A 9325-nucleotide genomic window follows, 5' to 3' on the forward strand; every position below is an offset into this window, starting at 1 on the left:
GCCCTTCTACGTATCTGCAGCTGCCTCCCCCTGCTGGTCCTGGCCGTGACGGCCTGCAGCGATCACCCGTCGCCTGCACCTTCCCCCTCTTCGCGTCAGCCGGCGTCGACGCACGAGACCTCCGCACCATCCAACAGGGCCAACTCCATGCGCATTCGCCTGACCATCGACGGCCACGAAACTCACGCCACCTTGAACGACAGCCCCGCCGCCCGCGACCTGGCGAGCCTGCTCCCACTCACCGTGAAGCTGAAGGACTTCCACGGTACCGAGCGCATCGGCTACCCGCCGCGCAAGCTCACCACCGACGGGGCGCCCCCACCGTCCGCGGCCAAGGCGGGAGACCTCGCCTACTACGCGCCCTGGGGGAACCTGGCCCTCTTCTACCACGACGGCCCCGCCCCTTCCGCGGACCTGCTGATTCTCGGCCACCTCGACGTCCCCGCCGAACAGCTGGCCCGGGCCGAGCGGATCACCCTCGCGCCCGCCGCGTGAACCACACCCCCGAGTACGGAAAGAGGCTTTTCTCATGCCCCACCCCGCCGCTTCCGCGTCGGGCAACCTGCCTTTCGTCGTGTGGGTGCTCGCCGCTGGCACCTTCCTGATGGGCACCACCGAGTTCGTGATCGCCGGGATCCTCCCGGACATCGCCCCCGACCTCGGAGCCAGCGTCTCCCACGCCGGACTGCTGATCACCGCCTTCGCCGTCGGCATGATCGTCGGCGGACCGACCATGGCCCTGGCCACCTTGCGCATGCCCCAGCGCCTGACCCTCGTTCTCGCCCTGGCGGTCTTCGCGGCCGGTCACGTCGTCGCGGCCCTCACCAGTTCCTTCACCGTCGTCCTGGCCGCCCGGTTCGTCACCGCCCTGGCCACCGGCGCGTTCTGGGCCGTCGGCTTCGTCATCGCCACCACCGCCGCCGGGCCGGCGAACGCAACCCGGGCCGTGAGCGTGATGATGGGCGGCCTGACCCTCGCCAACGTCGTCGGCGTCCCCGTCGGCTCGCTGGCCGGGCACATCACCGGCTGGCGCGCCCTGTACTGGGCGCTGGCCATCCTGGCCGCGCTCGGCGCCATGATGATCGGCCGGTTCATCCCCCGCATGGAGCAGCACGCCCGGATTTCCGTGCGCCGCGAAATCCGTGCGCTGCGGCAGGGCCGGCTGTGGCTGGCGCTGGCCGCCGCCGTCCTGATCATGGGCGGCGTCCTCGCGACCTACACGTACATCACCCCCCTCCTGACCGAGCGGGCCGGCATCCCGGCCAGTGCCGTGCCGCTGGTCCTGGTCGCCTTCGGCGCCGGCGCGCTGGGCGGCACCGTGATCGGTGGCCGGTTCGGCGACCGCCGACCGATGGCCACGACGATTCCGGCCGCCGCGGCGACCGCGCTGGCCCTGCTCGCCCTCATCCCGCTCTCCACGACTCCGGCGTCCGCCGTCGCCCTGATCTTCCTCATGGCGCTGGCCGGGTTCACGATCAACCCTGTCGTCACCGCCCTCGCCGTCCGCTTCGCCGGCGACGCCCCCACCCTGACCTCGGCACTGACCACGTCCGCCTACAACACCGGCATCGCCGCTGGCTCCGCGCTCGCCGGCCAAGCCCTCGCCTCCTCCCTCGGCGTCACCGGACCTGCCCTCGTCGGCGCGCTCTTCGCGGCCCTGACCCTGCTGCCGCTGACCGCCCTGGCCCCCTCCGCCAAACGCGGCACGACCCGCGTCGTCGCCCGGGGCGCCTTCGACGCAGGGGCCCCAGCACCGCAAGACAGGGATGAAGCGACGTCACTGCACTCCTGAACCGGCACCTCCCCGCACGACCCGCAAGGAGTAACTCATGAACCCCACCTACGACTTCACCGGCCAGGTCGCCTTCATCACCGGCGCCAGCTCCGGCATGGGCCTGGCCACTGCCCGTGCCTTCGCCGCCTCCGGCGCTGCGGTCGCCCTCGCCGACGTCGACGAGGCCGCAGTGACCGACGTGGTGAAGAACCTCACCGACGCAGGTCACAAGGCCCTCGCCCTGGTCTGCGATGTCTCCGACGAGGACCAGGTCGCCGCCGCCGTCGATCGCACGGTCGACACCTTCGGCCGCCTCGACATGGCCTACAACAACGCCGGCATCCAGATCCCGCCGACCGACGCCGCCGACGAACCCCTCGACCAGTTCGAGAAGGTCCACGCCATCAACCTGCGCGGCGTCTGGGCCGCGATGAAGCACGAACTGCGCCACATGCGCGCACAAGGCAGCGGAGCCATCGTCAACTGCTCCTCCCTCGGCGGCCTGGTCGGCATCCCCGGACGGGCCTCCTACCATTCCTCCAAGCACGGCGTGATCGGCCTGACCACCAGCACCGCCCTCGAATACGCCCCGCGCGGCATCCGCATCAACGCCATCTGCCCCGGCACCATCGACACCCCCATGGTCCACGACATGATCGCCAAGGGAGAACTCGACCGCGCCGAAGCCGAAGGCAACCAGCCCATCGGCCGTCTGGGCACCGCCGAGGAGATGGCCCAGGCCGTCCTGTGGCTGTGCAGCCCGGGCGCCAGCTTCGTGGTCGGCGTCGCCCTCCCCGTCGACGGCGGTTACACCGCCCAGTAACCCAACGCCAGCCCGGCCGCAGCCACCCGAGGCGTTCCACCTCCGCACGGCGGGCTCCGAACCCCGGCGTCACCGAGCTCGAACTCGCGGCGCCTCCCGCAACCAATCCCTCGGGCCGCAGGACGCGATCGCGGACCGCAGACTCTCGCAAACGGCCCTTTGTGCGAGCAAGATCAATTACGAGTCGCCGAACCCCCGTCAATCCCGGATTCGTTCTCAGCACACGTTCTCACTCAAAAGCGGGACGGACCCCCTTCTGAGACTTGCATTGTGCGAGAACCCGGACCCGTGACGGACCCTCAGCAGCCCTCCGTAACCGAACGGTCGGACGCCGACGACGTCGAACAGCACGCCTGTCCGAAGTGTGACGCGCAGCCCGCCTCGCTCTGCCGCTCGCGCGGCGGCGCGGTCGCCTCCGCCTACCACACCCGCCGCTTCACCCTGGTGCCCCGACTGAAGAAGGCGCTGCGGGTGCCGACCCCGGCCGACCGCGGCCCGGGTCGGCCTTGGCGGCCCGGCACCCCGCCGCCGGCGCCTATCGACCCGGACCTGCCGAGCGCGGACATCCGCATCGGGTACGCGAGGTGCTCGACCCTCGGGCAGGAACTCGACTCCCAGCTCGACACGCTCAGCAAGCACGGCATCCCCAGGGACAAGATCTTCAGCGAGAAGATCAGCACCCGGGTCCGCGTACGGCCGAAGTTCGAGGAGGCGCTGCGAACCGCGCGGGAGGTCAAGGCGCATGCACCGCACTGCCGGGTCATCTTCACCGTGTACGAGATGAAGCGGCTCGGCCGTGACGCCGCCGAACTCACCGCGCTTGCCGACCACCTCACCGCCCACGGCCTGGTCCTGGAGATGCTCGGAGGTCCCCTGCCCGGTATCTCGACCCCACCGGGCCGGGGAAGCTGCTGTTCGCGTTCTTCGCGGCGATGGCGGAGACCGAGCGGGAGAACATCCGCGAGTCGACGCTGGAGGGGCTCGACACCGCGGCCCGCAAGGGCAAGCACGGCGGCCGACCGCCGGTCATCACTGAGGACATGCTCCACACCGTGCTCCGCCGCCGGGCACTCGGTGAGTCCGTCGAGCAGATCCAGCCCGACCTGATCATCCCCACCGGCAAGCGCAAGGGACAGAGCCCCTCCGTGGCCAGCATCTACCGGGCGCTCGCCGAACATGCCAAGCGCGAGGCATACCCCGAAGCCGTCGAGCAGGCCCACGCCGACTTTGCCGCCCTCCAAGCCGGCGAAGTCCCCGGACCCCGCCTCGCGCTCCCTGACCGAGCGTCACTCTGATTACACAGAGCTACTTGTCACTTCGCCGTAGCTTCGGGAGAACAGGGCCTTGGCGCCGGGTGCCTGCGGGCTATTACGCCGTAATAGCCCGCAGCCGCCTCGACGCCGCTGGGCGGACGGGGCTGATGCCTGAGAGGTTTGGGAAGTTCGTCGCAGCTGACCCGCCCCCAAAAGTGCCAAACTAACGTGTCGATGCTTCCAAGGGCGTTGGACGTTAGTAAGGTGTCACCCATGAGTTCGCCAGCCCCCTCCAGCGACCGCGAAAAGGTCGTCTCCAAACTGCCGGGATGGCTCCGGCAGAACCTCAAAGTCAGAGCTGCGCAGCGCGGCGTCGAGATCCAGGCAGCCGTCGAAGAAGGCATCGGGAATGGTGCGCTCTCGCCTCCACCCGTGCGACGATCGACACCGCAGGTGCTGACTCCTTCTCCACCTTCCTGCCACCTGTTCAGTGGGACCAGTTCCGTCAAGTCGCCACCGACCGCCGTGTCTCCCTGATCCAAGGCCTGGCCCAGTCGGTCCAACTGTGGCTCGACACCCACCCGGCTCCGGGCGTCGCACGGCCCGAGATCACCCGTCGCATCATCGTCTGCAACCAGAAAGGCGGCGTCGGGAAGACAGCCATCACCGCTGGTGTCGGCGAGGCACTTGCTGAAGACGCCAACAGGCTGCACGCCGTCCGTGTGGCGAAGGCCCTCGCCGAGGCGCTCCGTGCGAGCGACGTTCAATCCGGTGACGAACTGGCCGACGACGATCCACTGGACATCGAGAACCTCCCCGGCCTCGGGCTCCGCGTTCTGCTCGTCGACTTCGATCCCCAGTGCCACCTCACCAACCAGCTCGGTGGCGCACCTCTGCCGATGAACGGTGACAGTCTCACCAACCACATGGCAGGAGACCCCAAGGGCGACCTCCGCGACCTCATCATCTCCATCGACGACGGCACCTTCGGTGGCCGACTCCACCTTCTGCCCGCCTGCAACGACGCCTTCCTGCTCGACGTCCGCCTGTCTGCCGTGCGAGCCAGGGAAGCCGCGCTGGAACGGGCCCTTGCCCCGCTCGAGGCCGACTACGACGTCATCCTCGTGGACTGCCCTCCCAGCCTCGGCCTCAGCATGGACGCCGCCGCGTACTACGGCCGGCGTCGTGACGGCGAAAAGCCCGGCCAGTCCGGCGCCCTGATCGTGGTGCAGGCGGAAGACAGCTCCGCCGACGCCTACGACCTACTCACGACGCAGATCGACGACCTGCGCAACGACCTCATGGTCGACATCGACTACCTCGGCATCGTCGTCAACCTTTACGATTCCCGCCGCGGCTTCATCGCCACCTCCTCACTCCAGGGGTGGATCGACATAAAGGATCCACGAGTCGTCGGCCTCATCGGGGACCTCAAAGAACAGAAGGAAGCAGTCCGAATGAAGCGCCCCCCTGCTCGCCTACGCCCCCAAATCGCAGCAGGCGATCGGCATGCGAGCACTGGCCCGGGAGATCGCATGAGCAAGGCCGACCAGCTGGGAGCCGGCCGCTTCAGCGCCGCAGTACGGCCTGTGAGCGCACGCCGTCAGGCCGTCGCCGCCGCCACTGGAGTGCCCACTGACGGTGTAGCCCCGCCCAGCGAGCTTCCCCCGCACAGGGTCAGTCTCAACCCAGACAACCCCCGCTCCAGCCTGGGTGACCTCACTGACCTCGCGGGCAGCCTGAAGACGCATGGGCAGAAGCAGGCGATCACGGTCATGAACCGCGACGCCTACATCAAGGCGAACCCCGAGCGTGAAGCGGACCTCGAACCCAACACGACCCACGTGGTCATCGATGGCAGCAGCCGACTCGCTGCCGCCCGTGAAGCACAACTCCCTGCGGTCAAGGTGCTGGTCAGCGACGATCAGGGCGCCAACTCCGAGGAACTGCTCGAATCAGCCCTCGTCGCCAACATCCACCGACAAGATCTTCCGGAACTGGACGAAGCCCGAGCACTTCAGCGCCTCCTGGCCATCCACGGAAGCCAGACCGCGCTGGCCAAGCGACTCCACCGTTCACAAGGCTGGGTATCTCAGCGCCTCGCGCTCCTCAACCTCACTCCCGAACTTCAGGCCCTCATCGGCGAAGAGCCCATCGATCTGCTGCGTGCTGTCGCGAACAAGCCCGCCGCAGAACAGGAGGCCGCCCTCGAGGAGCTCAAGGAAGAGCGGGCCCGGAAGGAAGAAGAGCGGCGTCCGTCGGGCCGCCGGAAGGCTCGGTCTGAGGAGGCCCCGGCCCTCGAAGGAGACGGTACACCTGACGGCTATTACGGCGTAATAGAGGAACGCACGCCCATCAGGTCCTCGCTGAGCGCCCAGGGCCAGCAGGCGTCTGAGGAGACGACAGAGCAGCGGGCTGAAACGACCGACGGCTATTACGGCGTAATAGGGGACGGCGCGTCCAACGGAACTCGCGCACGCCCCCGAGTGGCAGACCACGTGGCCGGCGAAACACCCAAGCAGGCTGTTCCAGAGCCACGAACGGACTCGTCGACCACGAGGACCGATGAGGACGCTGCTTCTGGCGCCCGAGTCCGCGGTGTGCCTTACGACGAGCCTGGCTCCCTCGCGATGCTCCTGGACAGAAAGATCGAGTCGGACGACACGTTCTTCGCCTTGCTCCAGTTCCTGACGACCACAGCCCTCGAAAGAGATCCAGCTCGGCTCAGGAGGGTAGCGAGCTCGGCTGCCGAGCGAGCCGCCACTCGGATCGGACAGGCCCAGAGGTAGCTGTAGGAGGGTCAGCTCTGGCCGACGGAGCTGACCCCTCGGCTGCCACTCCGGCCACCAAGGGGGACGGCCATGCGGTGAAGGGGGAGAGCTGATACTGCCGAACAAGCCCTTCGCTGCATGGCATGGCAGCGCCTACCGAACGGCTATGACCGTCCTTCGTCTCGCTAGCGCTTCACAAAGCCACCGCGTTCGGCTCCGAGCGTGCGCCATAGGACATGGCTGGCTTCGCGCACCCGTCTTGCCGTACTGCCGCGGGCCGCACCTGTTCGCCACTGAGCCAGTTCGAAGGCGGGGATCGGACCGCAGTCTTGAGGCGCGTACAGGGACGGAAGTAACCGCGGACGCCAGGAAGCCCAGCAATCCCTAGGGATCTGGGATCAATCGTTTGATCGATGATCAGGGACCGTGCACAGCCGATCGGCTGTGTGCCGGTCTCAGCCGTGAAAGTGTGATGACCGATCAGTCTCACGCTCGGAGAGGGGACAGAAACGGTGGCCGCGGGGACGAGGAGGAGCCCACTGCAGCTCACCCGGATGCACCGCATTCTTATCGGTGTGGTTGTGACCGGAGTGCTCATCATCGCCGGGATCGGCTTCGCTGGTTCGTACGCAGCCGTGCGGGAGCTTGCCCTCAAGAAGGGATTCGGGAACTTCTCCTACGTGTTCCCGGTGGGGATCGACGCAGGCATCTGCGTCCTGCTGGCGCTGGACCTGCTGCTGACCTGGATACGCATCCCCTTCCCCTTGTTGCGGCAGACGGCCTGGCTCCTGACGGCGGCGACGATCGCCTTCAACGGCGCCGCCGCCTGGCCGGACCCGCTGGGAGTCGGCATGCACGCGGTCATCCCGGTGCTGTTCGTCGTCGCCGTCGAGGCGGCCCGGCACGCCATCGCCCGCATCGCCGACATCACCGCCGACAAACACATGGAGGGCGTCCGCCTCACCCGCTGGCTGCTCTCGCCCGTCCCCACCTTCCTTCTCTGGCGCCGTATGAAGTTGTGGGAGCTACGCTCCTACGACCACGTCATCCGGCTCGAGCAGGAACGGCTCGTCTACCAGGCACGGCTGCGCTCGCGCTTCGGCCGGGCATGGAAGCGCAAAGCGCCGGTGGAGTCACTGATGCCGCTGCGGCTTGCCCGCTACGGGATGCCGCGCGCGGAGACGGCGCCTGCCGGGCTGGCGGCCGCCGGGATCGACGAGTCCATGCCCATCCTCGCCGGCTTGGCGCCGGACGCCGATCCGATGCCGCTCGCGCCCGCGAGCGCTGAGCATCACCGGGCCCTGGACGCGGGCGGGGCCGCCGAGGAGACCGTCGACGCACAGCCAAAGGCGCTCGTCGAAGAGCCGGTCGACGTAGCCACCTTGGAGCTGACCGCGGACTCGCACTCCAGCTTCCCCACGGCATACGCCGAGTACCTCAACCACCACGGCGACTTCCCCACCGCCCGCCAATTCGCCCTCTTCCTCGCGGACGGCTACGGCATCACCGACCCGTCGCATGATGGCCCGGTCGCCGAGAAGGAACTCGTGCCGGTCGTCAGAGAGCTGCGGCGCCGCGTCGAGAACCCAGGGGAGTGGGTGACCGATCCGTCGGTCACGGACATCCCGTCCACCGGCATGACCGATCCGGCCGCACACCCTGCATCGGTCACCGGGCATCCGCACTTCGGTGGTCCGTCGGTCACGTCGACCGCTGCACCGCCCCAGGCGGCGCCCGTCGCCGAGCCGGTGCTCGCGCCCATGGCGTCCGCGACTGACACGCCGGCCGCCGGTGGCCGGCTGCCGCGGCAGACCGCTCTCGACTTCACGGCCGGTTCGGCCGCGGGCGGCACGGACGGGGATGCGGCGTCCTGGGAGGCGACGGTGACGGACACAAGCGAAGCCACGGCGCGCATCCCCGAGCAGCAGGTCGCCGAAACGCCGGTGGATGAGCTGACCGAGGGCCAGCGGATCGAGCGCGTCGTCCAGTGGCTGCTCGAGGCGGAGGCGAACGGCAAGAAGTTGTCCGGCGCCGAAGCGGCCCGCCGCAATGAGGTCTCTCCCAAGACAGGGCAGCGTGACGTCATCAAGGCCAAGGAGATCCTGGAAAAGCAGCGGCGCGATCGCGGCCGCGCACACCTGCGCTCGGTTCGCAGCGACTGACCCCTGCGGTCGGCGTGAGCCGCTGCGGCTCCACACATGCTTCGGGCCCGGGCGTCAGCGTCCGGGCCCGAAGCATGTCCCCGGATCGTCTGCCCGTCAGGGCGGGAGGAACGTGGCGGTCTCCCATGACCGATCCGAGCCGGTCGGTCATGGCCGATTGGAGCGCCGCGTAGACCGTGACCGATGGCCTCGGGGTGGATCGGTCATGACCGATCCACCGGCGTGACCGATGACCGATAGCCCGTCGACCGGTCATCGGTCATGACCGATCGGCGTGGATCGGTCATGGGCCGCCGTGACCGATCTGGGGGCCGCATGCGCCCGCTGCCCTGCGACCGACACCCGGCTTGCCCGCCCTGATCGGTCATGGCCGTGCGAGCTTGGGATCGATCAGGGCCGCCGCCTCGAGGATCGTGTCCCTCGTCGTGGTGTTGGCGATCAGCGGCCGGGAGTGCGCGGGCGTCTGCCCGGGGCGCACTTCCACGGATGAGTACCGCTCCCTGAACAGGAGGCGGGCCACCGCGTAACTCTCCTTGGTGAAC

The 9325-nt window shown here is 68.7% G+C and carries 5 protein-coding genes and 3 pseudogenes; all 8 read left to right on the forward strand.

Annotated features, from left to right (window positions below):
- Window positions 1-147: 147 nt before the first annotated feature.
- Window positions 148-495 carry a cyclophilin-like fold protein gene (locus tag ACFYOH_RS40915; protein ID WP_388636451.1) on the forward strand — a complete coding sequence of 116 codons (348 nt, stop codon included), beginning with the start codon at window positions 148-150 and terminating at the stop codon, window positions 493-495.
- Window positions 496-529: 34 nt separating this feature from the next.
- A complete protein-coding gene (locus tag ACFYOH_RS40920; RefSeq protein ID WP_388636453.1) occupies window positions 530-1792 on the forward strand; it encodes an MFS transporter in 1263 nt (420 codons plus the stop codon).
- Window positions 1793-1829: 37 nt separating this feature from the next.
- Window positions 1830-2597: a glucose 1-dehydrogenase gene (locus tag ACFYOH_RS40925; RefSeq protein ID WP_388636455.1), complete on the forward strand. Its 768-nt coding sequence runs from the start codon at window positions 1830-1832 to the stop codon at window positions 2595-2597.
- Window positions 2598-3068: 471 nt separating this feature from the next.
- A pseudogene (locus tag ACFYOH_RS40930) lies at window positions 3069-3401 on the forward strand (recombinase family protein); the annotation flags it as partial.
- Window positions 3402-3529: 128 nt separating this feature from the next.
- Window positions 3530-3892 carry a hypothetical protein gene (locus ACFYOH_RS40935; RefSeq protein WP_388636457.1) on the forward strand — a complete coding sequence of 121 codons (363 nt, stop codon included), beginning with the start codon at window positions 3530-3532 and terminating at the stop codon, window positions 3890-3892.
- A gap of 231 nt (window positions 3893-4123) precedes the next feature.
- A pseudogene (locus tag ACFYOH_RS40940) lies at window positions 4124-5389 on the forward strand (ParA family protein).
- Window positions 5390-5565: 176 nt separating this feature from the next.
- Window positions 5566-6639, forward strand: a pseudogene (locus tag ACFYOH_RS40945) (ParB/RepB/Spo0J family partition protein); the annotation flags it as partial.
- Window positions 6640-7175: 536 nt separating this feature from the next.
- The gene (locus ACFYOH_RS40950; RefSeq protein WP_388636459.1) at window positions 7176-8783 is read left to right on the forward strand and encodes a DUF2637 domain-containing protein; all 1608 of its coding nucleotides are present in this window, start codon (window positions 7176-7178) and stop codon (window positions 8781-8783) included.
- Window positions 8784-9325: the final 542 nt, after the last annotated feature.

The sequence above is a fragment of the Streptomyces sp. NPDC007856 genome (assembly GCF_042868225.1).
Lineage (GTDB): Bacteria > Actinomycetota > Actinomycetes > Streptomycetales > Streptomycetaceae > Streptomyces.

Coding starts and splice junctions, on each gene's coding strand:
- ACFYOH_RS40950 (WP_388636459.1), top strand. CDS start 7,176: ATGCACCGCATTCTTATCGGTGTGGTTGTGACCGGAGTGCTCATCATC.
- ACFYOH_RS40920 (WP_388636453.1), top strand. CDS start 530: ATGCCCCACCCCGCCGCTTCCGCGTCGGGCAACCTGCCTTTCGTCGTG.
- ACFYOH_RS40935 (WP_388636457.1), top strand. CDS start 3,530: ATGGCGGAGACCGAGCGGGAGAACATCCGCGAGTCGACGCTGGAGGGG.
- ACFYOH_RS40915 (WP_388636451.1), top strand. CDS start 148: ATGCGCATTCGCCTGACCATCGACGGCCACGAAACTCACGCCACCTTG.
- ACFYOH_RS40925 (WP_388636455.1), top strand. CDS start 1,830: ATGAACCCCACCTACGACTTCACCGGCCAGGTCGCCTTCATCACCGGC.